The organism is Pseudomonas edaphica (assembly GCF_965277385.1).
GTDB lineage: Bacteria > Pseudomonadota > Gammaproteobacteria > Pseudomonadales > Pseudomonadaceae > Aquipseudomonas > Aquipseudomonas edaphica.
Map to the genome: position 1 here is coordinate 3,881,480 of NZ_OZ255725.1, position 13,521 is coordinate 3,895,000.

The window sequence follows — 13,521 nt, forward strand, 5'->3', positions numbered from 1 at the left end:
CGCCTGACATTTTTCTCTGCCGGCTCGGCCGGACCTGTACCGATTTGCCTTCTTCACCCTCTGTTTGACGCCCCTTGCCGGCTCACCCCGGCAACCGGAACGTGCGTCTGGCAGCGGGACACTCTCTTGGAAGGCGGTCATTCGAAATCAGTGAATTCAAGAGGTTTGAACCCACATGTTGCTGATGATTGATAACTACGATTCCTTTACCTACAACGTTGTGCAGTACCTGGGCGAGCTGGGTGCCGAGGTCAAGGTGGTGCGCAACGACGAACTGACGGTCGCCGAAATCGCCGCCCTGAACCCGGAGCGCATCGTGGTTTCGCCTGGCCCGTGCACGCCGACCGAAGCGGGCATCTCCCTCGAAGCCATCCAGTATTTCGCCGGTAAATTGCCGATCCTGGGCGTGTGCCTGGGTCACCAGTCCATCGGCCAGGCGTTTGGTGGTGACGTGGTGCGTGCGCGCCAAGTGATGCATGGCAAAACCAGCCCGGTGTTCCATAAAGACCTCGGCGTATTCCACGGCCTCAACCTGCCGGTGACAGTCACTCGCTACCACTCGCTGGTGGTCAAGCGTGAAACCCTGCCCGAGTGCCTGGAGCTGACCGCCTGGACTCAGTTGGAAGACGGCTCGGTCGACGAGATCATGGGCCTGCGTCACAAGACACTGAATATCGAAGGGGTGCAATTTCACCCCGAATCAATCCTGACCGAGCAGGGCTACGAGCTGTTCGCCAACTTTCTCAAGCAGAGCGGCGGCACGCGCTAAGGACTTTCCATGGATATCAAGACTGCCCTGAGCCGTATCGTCGGCCATCTGGACCTGAGCACCGCTGAAATGAGCGATGTGATGCGCGAGATCATGACTGGCCAATGCACTGACGCGCAGATCGGCGCGTTCATGATGGCGATGCGCATGAAGAGCGAGAGCATCGACGAAATCGTCGGCGCCGTGTCAGTGATGCGTGAGCTGGCCGACAAGGTTGAGCTCAAGACCCTCGACGGCGTGGTCGATGTGGTCGGCACCGGCGGCGACGGTGCGAATATTTTCAACGTGTCGACGGCTTCCTCCTTTGTGGTGGCGGCAGCCGGTTGCACCGTGGCCAAACACGGTAACCGTGCGGTGTCGGGCAAAAGCGGCAGCGCCGACTTGCTGGAGGCGGCTGGTATTTATCTGAACCTGACGCCGGTGCAAGTGGCGCGCTGCATCGACAGCGTGGGCATTGGCTTCATGTTTGCCCAGTCCCACCACGGCGCCATGAAACACGCCGCCGGCCCGCGCAAGGACCTTGGCCTGCGCACCCTGTTCAACATGCTCGGCCCGCTTACGAATCCGGCTGGCGTGAAACATCAGGTGGTCGGTGTGTTCAGCCAGGCGCTGTGCCGGCCGTTGGCCGAAGTGTTGCAGCGTCTGGGCAGCAAGCACGTGCTGGTGGTGCATTCCAAGGATGGCCTGGACGAATTCAGCCTGGCGGCACCGACCTTCGTGGCGGAGCTGAAGAATGACCAGGTCAGCGAATATTGGGTCGAGCCCGAAGACCTCGGCATGAGAAGCCAAAGCTTGCATGGCCTGTCGGTGGAAAGCCCGGCGGCCTCGCTGGAGTTGATCCGTGATGCCTTGGGGCGCCGTAAGACAGAAAACGGCCAGAAAGCCGCAGAAATGATTGTTCTGAATGCTGGCGCGGCACTTTACGCGGCGGACCACGCCTATAGTCTTAAGGAAGGTGTCGCCTTGGCCCACGATGCGTTGCACACCGGTCTGGCTCGCGAAAAGCTCGAAGAACTGGGAGCCTTTACCGCTGTGTTCAAAATGGAGAATGAAGGATGAGTGTCCCGACCGTTCTGGAAAAAATCCTCGCGCGCAAGGCTGAAGAGGTGGCCGAGCGCCGTGCCCGTGTGAGCCTGGCTGAGCTGGAGGGCTTGGCAAAAAGCGCCGACGCGCCGCGTGGTTTTGCCGCTGCGTTGATCAAGCAGGCGAAGGAAAAACAGCCTGCCGTGATTGCCGAGATCAAAAAAGCTTCGCCCAGCAAAGGCGTGATTCGCGAAGTTTTCATTCCTGAAGACATTGCCAAGAGCTATGAGAAGGGCGGCGCAACCTGCCTGTCCGTATTGACCGATATCGATTTCTTCCAGGGTTCCGACCTGTTCCTGCAACAGGCCCGCGCCGCGTGCAAGTTGCCGGTGATCCGCAAGGACTTCATGGTTGACCCGTACCAGATCGTCGAGGCCCGTGCCTTGGGCGCCGATTGCGTGCTGCTGATCGTCTCCGCGCTGGACGACGTGAAGATGGCCGAGCTGGCGGCCGTGGCCAAAAGCGTAGGCCTGGACGTACTGGTAGAAGTGCACGATGGCGATGAGCTGGAGCGCGCGCTGAAAACCCTCGACACGCCGTTGGTGGGGGTTAATAACCGTAACCTGCACACCTTTGAAGTCAGCCTGGAAAATACCCTCGACCTGTTGCCGCGTATTCCGCGTGATCGGTTGGTGATTACCGAGAGCGGCATCGTCAACCGCGCCGACGTAGAGCTGATGGAAATCAGCGGTGTGTTTTCGTTCCTGGTGGGTGAGACATTTATGCGCGCCGAGAACCCAGGTGCGGAATTGCAGCGTCTGTTCTTCCCGGAGCGTGGCGTGGCGGTGAGCGGTTCGACCCTCGACTGATTTGAAATACGGTCAAAAATGTGGGAGCTGGCTTGTGTGGGAGCTGGCTTGCCTGCGATACAGACACCTCGGTGTACCTGATGTACCGAGGTGTCTGTATCGCAGGCAAGCCAGCTCCCACATTTGATTTGTGTCTATTTAGAGAAGTAGGTGTCCGATGATCGAGCCGGTGTCGATGACAGTTGAAGCAGGGCTTGCCGCCGAGCAAGACTTGCTCGCGGCCGTTTGCGCCGGTGAACAGGAATTCGGGCTACTGTTCTGGCAGCCAAATGACCAGGCTTTGGTGATGCCGCGCCGTTTGAGCCGCTTGCCGGCTTTTGACGCGGCCAGCACAGTCTCGGCAGAAGCCGGTTGGCCTGTGCTACTGCGCGAGACCGGCGGAGAGCCGGTGCCGCAGTCGGCCGCCACGGTCAATATCGCGCTGGTTTACGCGCCGCCACGCAGCGAAGGTGATCAAGGCCGCATCGAAACCGGTTATCAGCGTTTGTGCCAGCCGATCTGTGATTTGCTGATTGAGTTGGGCGGTGACGCTTCTGTTGGCGAAATCGACGGCGCCTTCTGCGACGGTCGCTATAACGTCAACCTCAACGGCCGCAAGATGGTCGGCACTGCCCAGCGCTGGCGACAAAGTGGCGGCCGCCCGGTAGGTTTGGTGCACGGTGCATTGTTGCTGGATAACGACCGCGATGAGCTGATTGCGGCGGTCAATCGTTTCAATGAGGCCTGCGGCCTCGACCAGCGGGTGCGTGCCGACAGCCATATCGCGTTGCACGAAGCCTTTCCCGCACCGGATGCCATCACCCGACTGGACGCGTTGTACCGTCAGATGCTGGCCGGATTCCTGCCGGCTTAACGCGTACCGAACACCACCATCGTCTTGCCTTTGACGTGTACCAGGTTGCGCTCTTCCAAGTCCTTGAGCACACGACCGACCATTTCCCGTGAACACCCGACAATGCGTCCGATCTCCTGGCGCGTGACTTTGATCTGCATGCCGTCAGGGTGGGTCATGGCGTCGGGCTGTTTGCACAGTTCCAGCAGGCAACGGGCTACGCGGCCGGTGACATCAAAGAACGCCAGGTCACCCACTTTGCGCGTGGTGTCGCGCAAGCGCTGGGCAATCTGACCGCTTAAGGCGTAGAGAATGTCGGGATCATGTTGGGTCAGTTCGCGAAACTTGGCATAGCTGATCTCGGCGACTTCACACTCAACCTTGGCCCGCACCCAGGCACTGCGCTCCTGCTCTTTGCCCGCTTGTTCAAACAGCCCCAGCTCATCGAAGAAATCCCCGGTATTGAGGTACGCGATGATCATCTCGCGGCCGTCTTCATCTTCAATCAGGATGGTGACCGAGCCCTTGATAATGAAGAACAGCGTCTCGGAGCGTTCGCCTGCGCAAATGATGTTGTGCTTGGCCGGGTAACGCCGGCGCTGGCAATGCATCAACAATTTGTCGAGGTTCTTGATCTTGGGTGTGGGAGCAAGAGCAACCATGGTTGTATCCCGAAAAGACTGCACGGTGTGGTTGGAATTATTTTTATCCAGCGGTAATGGCATTGATACACGCTGTACAAAGGATGGCAATGCGCCATTGAATTGGCGCCAGCTTAACAGACACATTCTGCCTCGATTAAGGAATTTAGCGGGCAAACGTTGTCATTGATCGTTTTCATACCGGGCGCTGCGGGTTCAAGACCCTGTGCTAAGCTGGCGACCCTTTTTTAGCAGTGGAGTCTGGGCGATGAAGGCACGCATCCAATGGGCGGGCGAGGCCATGTTCCTCGGTGAGTCGGGCAGTGGCCATGTGGTAGTTATGGACGGCCCGCCGGACGCCGGTGGCCGTAACCTGGGTGTACGCCCGATGGAAATGCTCCTGCTCGGTGTTGGCGGTTGCAGCAATTTCGACGTGGTCAGCATCTTGAAGAAGTCCCGCCAGGCCGTCGAAAGCTGCGAAGCCTTCCTGGAAGCGGAGCGGGCCACTGAAGACCCCAAGGTGTTTACCAAGATCCACATGCATTTTGTGGTCAAGGGCCGGGCGTTGAAGGAAGCTCAGGTCAAGCGTGCCATCGAGCTGTCGGCCGAGAAGTATTGCTCTGCATCGATCATGCTTGGCGCGGCCGGTGTGGCCATCACCCATGATTACGAGATTATCGAGCTGGGTTGATTGCCAGTCGACAATAGAAAAGGGCGCCTGTTGAGGGCGCCCTTTTTTGTGCGGCATTGTTTAAATTCGATAGGTGCTTTTGGTCATGACCTTGGCCAGTACGCTCATGCCAAACCTCACGGGCGCCGGGAAGCGGAAGCCGCCTGCATCCAGTGCGCTTTCTGCGTGGTGTTCTTCATCAATGCGCATCTGTTCAAGAATCGCCCGCGACTTTTCGTCTTCGGCCGGCAGTTGTTCCAGGTGTTCATCGAGGTGTTTGCACACCTGATGCTCGGTCGCAGCCACAAAACCAAGGCTGACCTTGTCGCTGATCAGGCCGGCAGCGGCGCCGATACCGAACGACAAACCATAAAACAGTGGGTTGAGCACGCTGGGATGGCTACCGAGCTGGCGAATGCGCTGCTCGCACCAGGCCAGGTGGTCGATTTCTTCTTCGGCCGCATGTTCCATCGCTGCGCGTACTTGCGGCAGCTTGGCGGTCAGCGCCTGGCCTTGATACAGCGCCTGGGCACAGACTTCACCGGTGTGGTTGATGCGCATCAGGCCGGCGACGTGGCGGGTGTCGGTCTCGCTCATCTGCGCGTCGGGCTGCACGATGGCGGGCGAAGGCCGGTACGGTTGGCCGCTGAAGGGCAGCAGTGTGCGCATGGCCATGTCGGCTTGCAGCAACAGACGGTCAATCGGCGAGTAGTGACGTTGGGTAGTCATGCTGACCTCCGGGAAGAATCTCGGCGGCCAGTTTACCGCAAGAGAAGGCGATGCGTTTGCGCTGTGTCAATTTGCCCCTGTGGCGAGGGAGCTTGCTCCCGCCCGACGGCGTAGCCGTCGCAAACTCCCCGCAACAATCAGCCCGGCGGCCAGTTCATCTGGCGCTGACCCAGCACGTGCATATGGATGTGATAAACAGTCTGCCCGCCATCCTCGTTGCAGTTCATCACCACGCGAAAGCCCTTCTCGCAGCCTTGCTCTACGGCCAGCCGTTGAGCGGTGAACAGAATATGGCCAGCGAGGGCTTTGTCTTCTTCGGTGAGGTCGTTGAGGGTACGGATCGGCTTTTTCGGAATGACCAGAAAATGCACGGGTGCCATTGGGGCAATATCGTGGAAGGCGAGGACTTGGTCATCTTCATAGATGATCTTCGCAGGTATTTCTCTGTTGATGATCTTGGTGAACAGAGTATCCACAGCTGTTTCTCCATTATGAAAGTGCAGAACGAGTGTACCGAGGCCGTCAGCGCGGGCAATAGGCCTTGTTGATGGCGCCGGCAATCTTGCGGGTCAGCCAGCGTGGGCTCAAGCGCGGGCTGAAGGCCAGCCAGCGGTTGCGTCGCCCGGGAATAATGATGGCTTTGTTCTTTTCCAGCGCGCGCACGGTGTAGAGCGCCACTTCTTCCGGGCTCATCAGTTGACCGCTGCGGTCGAGCTTGGCGGTGTCCATGTGTGCGGTACCGAAGAATGGCGTGCGCGTGGGGCCGGGGCACAGCACCGAGACCTTGATACCGCAGGTCTTCAACTCTTCGCGCAAGCCTTCGGAGAAGTGCAGCACATACGCCTTGCTGGCGTAATAGCTGCTCATCCAGGGGCCGGGCTGGAAGGCTGCGACCGAGGCCACGTTGAGAATCTGCCCGCCGCCATGCAGCGCCATGGCGTTGCCAAGGGCGTGGCACATGCGGGTGAGGGCCAGGATGTTGACTTCGATCAGGTCCTGCTCGGTCATCCAGTCCTGGGCAAGGAACGGCCCGCTGGTGCCCATGCCGGCGCAGTTGACCAGCAGGTCGATCTGCCGCTCGCCTTCTTCAAGTTCCAGCAGGAACCCGGACAAACGCAGGGGTTCGCCCAGGTCGCAGGCACGAAACAGCACCTCGACGCCGAAGCGCTGAGTCAATTCAATTGCAATGCTTTCCAACTGATCACGCTGGCGGGCCACCAGAATCAAGCTGCGGCCGCGACGGGCCAGTGCTTCGGCCAAAGCCAGGCCGATGCCACTGGAGGCGCCGGTGATCAGAGCGTAACGGGTCATGCCTTTCTCCATCGCAACGCCGCCGAGCCTGTGACAGAGGCATCACAGGCGGCGGGGCGTTTCTTCACTGTTCTGGAGAGTCTACAGGTTCGGCTGCGTCCTCAGCACTTTGCACGCTTTCTTCTTCATCTACGGTGACGCTTTGATCGGTGGCGTCATCGGCGGTGATGGAGCTGCTTTCGTAGCTGCTGTCCATATTGGCTTCGAGTTGGTTCAGGTAGCCGTTCATGCCCAGCGTCACCACAATGGCGAGCATCACCGGAATAAACGCCAGCCACAGGGTCGCCAACACTTTGACTGCCGTGGAGTTGCGCGGCGGCGGTGGGCCATATTGGTTGGCGCCTGCATTGCCCGGCAATACCAGCAGCAAGATTGGGAAGATGCTGTTGACCACTGGCACAAGGTTGAGGAAGTACAGCCAGCCGGACCAGCCCAGGTCGTGCAGGCGTTGCACACCGATTTGCACGCTCACCCACACCAGTGCAACAAACAAGGCCAAGCCCAGCAGCACCCCGAGGATGGTGCCGGCAGTCGGCGAGGCGGTTGCGACGGCGAAGCTCGCGGTACTGATGATGCCACCGGCCACCAACAGCGCCAGGGTCAATACCAGTGTCCAGGCCAGATAACGCAAGCGGCCGATGCGACCGTGGATGGTGAACACTTTAAGGGTTGAGTATTCCTCGGTGTACTCACCCACGGCAGCACGCGGTGGTGCATAGGGCGAAGCCGCAGGGCGCGAGAAGTCTGCAGTGCTGGCGTCGGTTTCGTGGGTTTCGGCCAGGTTGAAGGTTACCGGCTGCTCGGCTTCGATACGGGCATCGACGCCGGCGTTTTTCAGCGCTGTAAGGTAGGTTTCGGCATCAGCACGGGAAAGGTCGCGCTTGAGTGCGACCGGGCGGCCGGTGAAAAGCTTCTCGATGGCTGCCACATCACTTTTGAACAGCTCGGCGAGGTTCAGCTTGGCGGTGGTGCTTTCGACACCCGGGAGCAGGGCTCCGTCAAACACAATCTTGAAACGGCTGTCGCTCATGCGGGCATCCTTGTCACTTGTTCAGGGAGGGGGTTTGCAGGCCTGCACACATGGGCAGGCCTGCTATTGAGTTTAACGGGGCCAGCGCAACTGCGCTGCCTTCTCGCGTGCCTTGCGGTATTCGGCATCCAGGCGGGCAATCAGTTCATCGACGCTGGGCAAATCATCAATCTGGCCTACACCTTGGCCGGCTGACCATACGGTTTTCCAGGCCTTGGCCTCATCGCTTAACGGCTTGAGCTTGGAGCCGAAGTTGACTTCGCCTTTGCCCTGCAGGGCGGCGAGGTCGAAACCGGCGTTTTCCAAACTCTGGCGCATGAAGCTTGCGGGTACGCCGGACACCGCAGGAGTGTGCACGATGTCGGCGGCGCGCGATGTGAGCAGCATCTCTTTATAAGCGTCCGGGGCGTGGCTTTCGGTGGTGCCGATAAAGCGCGTGCCGAAATACGCCAGGTCTGCGCCCAGCAGTTGGGCTGCGAGTATCTCATGACCATGGTTGAGGCAGCCGGCCAACAGCAGGGTTTTATCAAAGAACTGGCGAATCTCGGCGATCAGCGCGAACGGGCTCCAGGTACCGGCATGGCCACCGGCGCCCGCTGCCACGGCGATCAGGCCGTCAACACCGGCTTCTGCGGCTTTCTCGGCATGCCGGCGGGTGGTGACGTCGTGAAACACCAGGCCACCGTAGCTGTGGACCGCATCCACCAGCTCCTTGACCGCGCCCAGGCTGGTGATGACGATCGGCACCTTGTGCTCGACGCAGATCGCCAGGTCGGCCTCAAGCCTTGGGTTGCTGTTATGCACGATCAGGTTGACGGCATAGGGCGCGGGGTTGTCCAGCTGTGCCAGGCCCGCTTCGATTTCCTCCAGCCAGGCCTTGAAACCGCTGCTTTCGCGCTGGTTAAGTGCCGGGAAACTCCCAACCACGCCATTGCGACAGCACGCCAGCACGAGTTGCGGGTTGGAAATCAGAAACATCGGCGCAGCCACCACGGGTAGGCGCAGACGTTGTTCGAGCGAAGCGGGCAGTGACATTGGAGGTTCCCCGAGTAATTGAAATTAGAACGGTTTGACCACGACCAAAATTACGATAGCCAGCAATATCAGAACCGGCACTTCATTGAACCAGCGATAAAAGACATGGCTGCGGGTATTTTCGCCACGGGCGAAACGTTTTACTTGGGCGCCGCACATATGGTGGTAGCCGATAAGCAGCACCACCAGGGTAAGTTTGGCGTGGATCCAGGCACCGGATTGAAAAATGGCCGGGTTCAGGTAGATCAGCCAGCCGCCGAATATCAGGGTAGCGATCATTGCCGGCCCCATGATGCCGCGGTACAGCTTGCGCTCCATGACGCTGAAGCGTTCTTTGCTGACGGTATCCTCACTTTGCGCGTGGTAGACGAACAGGCGTGGCAGGTAAAACAGCCCGGCAAACCAGCAGACGATACTGACGATATGGAAGGCTTTGATCCATAGATAGAGCATTTCTAGTTATTCCCAGGTTCACGGTAACTGAAGATAGTAGTGGCTCATGCGCCTGTACGTCACGTTGACGGTTGTCGCAGGACGATACGGCCCCTATTATCGACGGCTTTCCAGTGGGTTCGTTGAGGGCAGGTTTATGGTCAAGGTCGGTATCGTCGGCGGCACGGGTTACACCGGTGTCGAATTGCTGCGTCTGTTGGCTCAGCATCCGCAAGCTGAGGTGGTGGTCATCACTTCCCGATCCGAGGCCGGGTTGGCCGTGGCCGATATGTACCCGAACCTGCGAGGCCACTATGACGGCCTGGCGTTCAGCGTGCCGGACATCAAGACCCTGGGCGCGTGCGATGTGGTGTTCTTCGCCACGCCTCACGGGGTTGCGCATGCACTGGCCGGCGAATTGCTGGCGGCGGGTACCAAGGTCATCGACCTGTCAGCCGACTTCCGCTTGCAGGACGCCGATGAGTGGGCCAAGTGGTACGGCCAGCCACACGGCGCGCCTGAGTTGCTGGAAGAGGCGGTGTACGGTCTGCCGGAAGTCAATCGTGAGCAAATCAAGCAAGCACGCCTGATTGCTGTGCCAGGTTGCTATCCGACCGCAACGCAGCTGGGGTTCCTGCCGTTGCTGGAAGCGGGTCTGGCCGACACTTCGCGCTTGATCGCCGACTGCAAGTCGGGTGTGAGTGGCGCCGGCCGTGGTGCAGCTGTAGGTTCGCTGTACTCCGAGACGTCGGAAAGCATGAAGGCCTACGCGGTTAAAGGGCATCGTCACTTGCCGGAAATTCGCCAGGGGCTGCGCCGCGCGGCCGGTAAAGACGTGGGCCTGACCTTCGTGCCGCACCTGACGCCGATGATTCGTGGCATTCACTCCACGCTCTACGCCACTGTTGTCGACCGTTCGGTAGACCTGCAGGCGCTGTTCGAAAAGCGTTATGCCAATGAACCGTTCGTCGATGTGATGCCGGCCGGCAGCCACCCGGAAACCCGTAGCGTGCGCGGTGCGAACGTATGTCGCATTGCCGTGCACCGTCCACAGGATGGCGATTTGGTGGTGGTGTTGTCGGTAATCGATAACCTGGTCAAGGGCGCGTCGGGCCAGGCGGTGCAGAACCTGAACATCCTTTTCGGCCTGGACGAGAAGCTGGGCCTGTCCCACGCGGGCATGCTGCCTTAAGGCGGTTTAGCGGTTAAGCAAAAGGCCCGTTGATCGGGCCTTTTGTGTTTTTAATGGCGGCAGCGCAGATTGATATACCGTAACAATAGTTGACCGCTTTTCTAGGAGAAGCGGATAATGCCCGCCATTACGCATATGGCGGCGCTACGCCGGGAGATTATCAGCATGAGCGTTGAATCCTTCACCCCCACGGCTTTGCAATTCACCCACGGTGCTGCGCACAAGGTGAAGAACCTGGTCGATGAAGAGGGTAATGATCGCTTGAAGCTGCGCGTATTCGTTACGGGCGGCGGTTGTTCAGGGTTTCAGTACGGTTTTACCTTCGATGAAGATGTGGCCGACGATGACACCATCGTCGAGCGCGAGGGCGTCAGCCTGGTCGTGGACCCGATGAGCTTCCAATACCTGGCGGGTGCCGAGGTGGATTATCAGGAAGGTCTGGAAGGGTCGCGTTTCGTGATCAAGAACCCTAATGCCACCACGACCTGTGGTTGCGGGTCTTCTTTCTCGATCTGATCAGCAGCCTGATCTTCAGCAAATAAAAAAACGCCGCTTGGCTTTGATAGGCCAAGCGGCGTTTTGCTGCCTGCAGGATTACGCTGGGTAGATCGCGCCTAATACCCGAAGCCCACGCGCGCCAGTGACACTTGGGCGGTTGGCGGCGATGCCCTCAAGGCAGCAATGGGCCAGCCAGGCGAAGGCCATGGCTTCAACCCAATCGGGGTCCACGCCGTAAGTGGCGGTGCTGCTGACCTGAGTGGACGGCAACAACGCTGCCAAGCGCTTCATCAGCGTGGCGTTATGCGCGCCGCCGCCACAGACCAGCAGGGTTTCGGTGTCGGTTTGTGCGGATTGCAGGGACTCGACGATGGTCAGCGCGGTCAGTTCAAGCAGGGTCGCTTGCACATTCTCTGCCTGAAACGCTGGCAATCTGGCCAGGTGGTGTTGCAGCCATCCCAGGTTGAATACTTCGCGGCCAGTGCTTTTCGGGCCTTTGGTCAGGAAGAACGGGTCGCTGAGCAGAGCGTTGAGTAGTGCAGGCTCGACCTGGCCACCGGCCGCCCATTGGCCATCGCGATCAAAGTGCTCGCCACGCTGATTGTGGATCCACGCATCCAGCAGCACGTTGCCCGGGCCGCAATCGAAGCCAGCTACGGGCTTGTCGGTCTCGATCAGGCTGAGATTGCTGAAGCCGCCGACATTCAGCACGGCGCGGTTGCCGGCACGTTCGCCGAACAAGGCTTCATGAAAGGCGGGCACCAAGGGTGCGCCTTGACCGCCGGCGGCCACATCGCGGCTGCGGAAATCACTGACGACGGTAATGCTCGTCAGCTCTGTGAGCAGGGCAGGGTTGCCGATTTGAACGGTAAAGCCTCGAGCGGGTTCATGGCGGATCGTCTGGCCGTGGCTGCCGATCGCGCGTATGTCCTGAGGCTTGAGGGCGTGTTGCTCCAGTAAGGCATGGATGCCTTTGGCCGCCAGTGTCACCCAGTGTTGCTGGGCGAGCGCCGAACGGGCGATCTCATCCGGGCCGCTGGCGCACAGGCTTAACAGCTCAGTGCGCAGATCGTCCGGCATGGGGATGTAGTGCGTGCCGATCAAGTTGATCGCCGGGTTCTGTTCGATCAGGGCGATATCCAGGCCATCAAGACTGGTCCCGGACATCACACCTATATAGAGCGGCATACCTTAGCGCTTCGCCGAGGCCAGCAGGGTGGAGCGCTCCTGGTCCATGCGTGCCATCAATGGCTGGCTTTGTTGCAGGAAGCGCGCGCGCTCGGCTTTGGCTATCGGGTCGGCCATTGGCAGCTTTTGGCCCAGTGGGTCGACGTGGACGCCGTTCACCTGGAACTCATAGTGCAAATGCGGGCCGGTGGACAGGCCGGTGGTGCCGATATAGCCGATAACCTGGCCCTGCTTCACGTTGCTGCCGGTCGAAACGCCTTTGGCGAACCCCTGCATGTGGCCATAGAGGGTACGGTAGGTATTGCCGTGCTGGATGATCACGGTATTGCCGTAGCCACCGCGGCGGCCGGCGAGCAACACTTTGCCATCACCGGCGGCCTTGATGGGCGTACCGCGAGGGGCGGCATAGTCGACGCCTTTGTGGGCGCGGATCTTGTTGAGGATCGGGTGCTTGCGGCCCATGGAGAAGCGCGAACTGATGCGGGCAAAGTCCACCGGCGTGCGGATGAAGGCTTTGCGCATGCTGTTGCCATCGGCGGTGTAGTAGCTGGTGTTGCCTTGTTTGTTGGTGTAGCGCACTGCGGTGTAGGTCTTGCCACGGTTGGTAAACCGCGCAGATAGAATCGCACCGGTCCCGACGACTTTGCCGTTGGCGACTTTCTGCTCGTAAATCACGTCAAATTCGTCACCCTGACGGATGTCCTGAGCGAAGTCGATGTCGTAGCCAAACACGCTGGCCATGTCCATGGTCATGCTGTGGGACAAGCCGGCACGCGCAGCCGACTGTGACAGCGAACTGTTGATGACGCCATGCACGTAGGCGGAGCGCGTCACCGGCTTGGTGGTGATGCGGTTGAACGCGAAGCCTTTGGTGCCTTTAGTCAGGGCAATGCTTTCTAGGTCGCTGAGAGTGCTATGCAGGCTTTTCAGCTGACCGTCGGCAGCCAATTCGAATTCAAGCTTCTGGCCATGTTTGAGCTGGGTGAATTGTTTGGCTTGTTTATCGCTGGCCAACACCTCATTAACCGTAGCAGCGGGCAGACCAACCTTTTCAAACAGCGTTGAAAGGGTGTCGCCTTTGGCGACGGTCACTTCGCGGTGCAGCGGATTTTTTGGAGTGACTGGCGCAGGCGGCTCTTGAGTCGCCTGCCGGGTGTCTTCCGGGGTGGTTTCTATCTGTGCAAATGGAGATTCTGTCGGTGCGTTTGTGGCTTGTTGTGCGTCGGAAGCGTCTTGATCTTGTGTCAGTTGTTCAACTGGACTTTCCAGGTCAAGGCTCAGGGATGTTCGTTTGGCTTCTAC

At 59.5% G+C, this 13,521-nt stretch carries 16 protein-coding genes (1 of these 16 running past the window's edge); 7 read left to right on the forward strand and 9 right to left on the reverse strand.

The genetic code is table 11. The features are described from left to right. Positions 1-175 precede the first annotated feature (175 nt). From ACQY47_RS17530 to ACQY47_RS17545, 4 genes are all read left to right on the forward strand, one after another. Positions 176-769 carry an aminodeoxychorismate/anthranilate synthase component II gene (locus ACQY47_RS17530; protein ID WP_053258301.1) on the forward strand — a complete coding sequence of 198 codons (594 nt, stop codon included), beginning with the start codon at positions 176-178 and terminating at the stop codon, positions 767-769. 9 nt (positions 770-778) lie between these two features. Then, the gene (trpD, locus tag ACQY47_RS17535) at positions 779-1,828 is read left to right on the forward strand and encodes an anthranilate phosphoribosyltransferase (protein ID WP_017138082.1); all 1,050 of its coding nucleotides are present in this window, start codon (positions 779-781) and stop codon (positions 1,826-1,828) included. After that, positions 1,825-2,661 carry an indole-3-glycerol phosphate synthase TrpC gene (gene trpC, locus ACQY47_RS17540; protein ID WP_017138083.1) on the forward strand — a complete coding sequence of 279 codons (837 nt, stop codon included), beginning with the start codon at positions 1,825-1,827 and terminating at the stop codon, positions 2,659-2,661. Before trpD ends, trpC begins: the two co-directional genes overlap by 4 nt. 157 nt (positions 2,662-2,818) lie before the next feature. Beyond that, positions 2,819-3,514, forward strand: coding sequence for a lipoate--protein ligase family protein (locus ACQY47_RS17545; RefSeq protein WP_428550609.1), 696 nt, complete (start codon positions 2,819-2,821; stop codon positions 3,512-3,514). Here the strand turns inward: ACQY47_RS17545 and crp are convergent. Continuing rightward, on the reverse strand, positions 3,511-4,155 hold the full coding sequence (crp, locus tag ACQY47_RS17550; RefSeq protein ID WP_428550612.1) for a cAMP-activated global transcriptional regulator CRP: 645 nt from the start codon (positions 4,153-4,155) through the stop codon (positions 3,511-3,513). The genes ACQY47_RS17545 and crp overlap by 4 nt on opposite strands. 247 nt (positions 4,156-4,402) lie before the next feature. Here crp and ACQY47_RS17555 point away from each other — a divergent pair, with 247 nt between their 5' ends. After that, a complete protein-coding gene (locus ACQY47_RS17555; protein ID WP_017138086.1) occupies positions 4,403-4,825 on the forward strand; it encodes an OsmC family protein in 423 nt (140 codons plus the stop codon). A gap of 60 nt (positions 4,826-4,885) precedes the next feature. On the opposite strand, the gene coq7 is transcribed toward ACQY47_RS17555, so the two are convergent. The 6 genes from coq7 to hemJ all read right to left on the reverse strand — a co-directional run bounded on the left by coq7 (position 4,886) and on the right by hemJ (position 9,362). After that, positions 4,886-5,533 carry a 2-polyprenyl-3-methyl-6-methoxy-1,4-benzoquinone monooxygenase gene (coq7, locus tag ACQY47_RS17560; RefSeq protein WP_017138087.1) on the reverse strand — a complete coding sequence of 216 codons (648 nt, stop codon included), beginning with the start codon at positions 5,531-5,533 and terminating at the stop codon, positions 4,886-4,888. Between the two features lie 137 nt (positions 5,534-5,670). Next, complete coding sequence (locus tag ACQY47_RS17565) at positions 5,671-6,009, reverse strand: histidine triad nucleotide-binding protein (RefSeq protein WP_003210943.1); 339 nt, start codon at positions 6,007-6,009, stop codon at positions 5,671-5,673. Positions 6,010-6,055: 46 nt separating this feature from the next. Beyond that, on the reverse strand, positions 6,056-6,844 hold the full coding sequence (locus tag ACQY47_RS17570) for an SDR family NAD(P)-dependent oxidoreductase (protein WP_177034658.1): 789 nt from the start codon (positions 6,842-6,844) through the stop codon (positions 6,056-6,058). 64 nt (positions 6,845-6,908) lie between these two features. Further along, positions 6,909-7,874, reverse strand: coding sequence for a DUF805 domain-containing protein (locus ACQY47_RS17575; RefSeq protein ID WP_099550431.1), 966 nt, complete (start codon positions 7,872-7,874; stop codon positions 6,909-6,911). Between the two features lie 72 nt (positions 7,875-7,946). Further along, the gene (locus tag ACQY47_RS17580; RefSeq protein ID WP_138449319.1) at positions 7,947-8,909 is read right to left on the reverse strand and encodes an NAD(P)H-dependent flavin oxidoreductase; all 963 of its coding nucleotides are present in this window, start codon (positions 8,907-8,909) and stop codon (positions 7,947-7,949) included. A 24-nt stretch (positions 8,910-8,933) separates the two neighbouring features. Then, positions 8,934-9,362: a protoporphyrinogen oxidase HemJ gene (hemJ, locus tag ACQY47_RS17585; protein ID WP_017138091.1), complete on the reverse strand. Its 429-nt coding sequence runs from the start codon at positions 9,360-9,362 to the stop codon at positions 8,934-8,936. A 136-nt stretch (positions 9,363-9,498) separates the two neighbouring features. Here hemJ and argC point away from each other — a divergent pair, with 136 nt between their 5' ends. Both argC and erpA read left to right on the forward strand, forming a co-directional pair. Continuing rightward, a complete protein-coding gene (gene argC / locus ACQY47_RS17590) occupies positions 9,499-10,533 on the forward strand; it encodes an N-acetyl-gamma-glutamyl-phosphate reductase (RefSeq protein ID WP_017138092.1) in 1,035 nt (344 codons plus the stop codon). A 165-nt stretch (positions 10,534-10,698) separates the two neighbouring features. After that, positions 10,699-11,049, forward strand: coding sequence for an iron-sulfur cluster insertion protein ErpA (gene erpA / locus ACQY47_RS17595; protein WP_170040788.1), 351 nt, complete (start codon positions 10,699-10,701; stop codon positions 11,047-11,049). 78 nt (positions 11,050-11,127) lie between these two features. Here the strand turns inward: erpA and ACQY47_RS17600 are convergent, their stop codons facing one another. After that, positions 11,128-12,219 carry an anhydro-N-acetylmuramic acid kinase gene (locus ACQY47_RS17600; RefSeq protein ID WP_170040777.1) on the reverse strand — a complete coding sequence of 364 codons (1,092 nt, stop codon included), beginning with the start codon at positions 12,217-12,219 and terminating at the stop codon, positions 11,128-11,130. Positions 12,220-12,222: 3 nt separating this feature from the next. Continuing rightward, positions 12,223-13,521, reverse strand: partial view of an OapA family protein gene (locus ACQY47_RS17605; protein WP_428550621.1) — the 3' portion only. 114 nt of this gene lie beyond the right edge of the window; only the last 1,299 of its 1,413 coding nucleotides appear in the window; the start codon falls outside the window, past its right edge — the gene reads right to left on this strand; its stop codon occupies positions 12,223-12,225.

Excerpts from the sequence above, each read along its gene's own strand:
- ACQY47_RS17530 (WP_053258301.1), top strand. The coding sequence starts at position 176 with ATGTTGCTGATGATTGATAACTACGATTCCTTTACCTACAACGTTGTG.
- trpD (WP_017138082.1), top strand. The coding sequence starts at position 779 with ATGGATATCAAGACTGCCCTGAGCCGTATCGTCGGCCATCTGGACCTG.
- trpC (WP_017138083.1), top strand. The coding sequence starts at position 1,825 with ATGAGTGTCCCGACCGTTCTGGAAAAAATCCTCGCGCGCAAGGCTGAA.
- ACQY47_RS17545 (WP_428550609.1), top strand. The coding sequence starts at position 2,819 with ATGATCGAGCCGGTGTCGATGACAGTTGAAGCAGGGCTTGCCGCCGAG.
- crp (WP_428550612.1), bottom strand. The coding sequence starts at position 4,155 with ATGGTTGCTCTTGCTCCCACACCCAAGATCAAGAACCTCGACAAATTG.
- ACQY47_RS17555 (WP_017138086.1), top strand. The coding sequence starts at position 4,403 with ATGAAGGCACGCATCCAATGGGCGGGCGAGGCCATGTTCCTCGGTGAG.
- coq7 (WP_017138087.1), bottom strand. The coding sequence starts at position 5,533 with ATGACTACCCAACGTCACTACTCGCCGATTGACCGTCTGTTGCTGCAA.
- ACQY47_RS17570 (WP_177034658.1), bottom strand. The coding sequence starts at position 6,844 with ATGACCCGTTACGCTCTGATCACCGGCGCCTCCAGTGGCATCGGCCTG.
- ACQY47_RS17575 (WP_099550431.1), bottom strand. The coding sequence starts at position 7,874 with ATGAGCGACAGCCGTTTCAAGATTGTGTTTGACGGAGCCCTGCTCCCG.
- ACQY47_RS17580 (WP_138449319.1), bottom strand. The coding sequence starts at position 8,909 with ATGTCACTGCCCGCTTCGCTCGAACAACGTCTGCGCCTACCCGTGGTG.
- hemJ (WP_017138091.1), bottom strand. The coding sequence starts at position 9,362 with ATGCTCTATCTATGGATCAAAGCCTTCCATATCGTCAGTATCGTCTGC.
- argC (WP_017138092.1), top strand. The coding sequence starts at position 9,499 with ATGGTCAAGGTCGGTATCGTCGGCGGCACGGGTTACACCGGTGTCGAA.
- erpA (WP_170040788.1), top strand. The coding sequence starts at position 10,699 with ATGAGCGTTGAATCCTTCACCCCCACGGCTTTGCAATTCACCCACGGT.
- ACQY47_RS17600 (WP_170040777.1), bottom strand. The coding sequence starts at position 12,219 with ATGCCGCTCTATATAGGTGTGATGTCCGGGACCAGTCTTGATGGCCTG.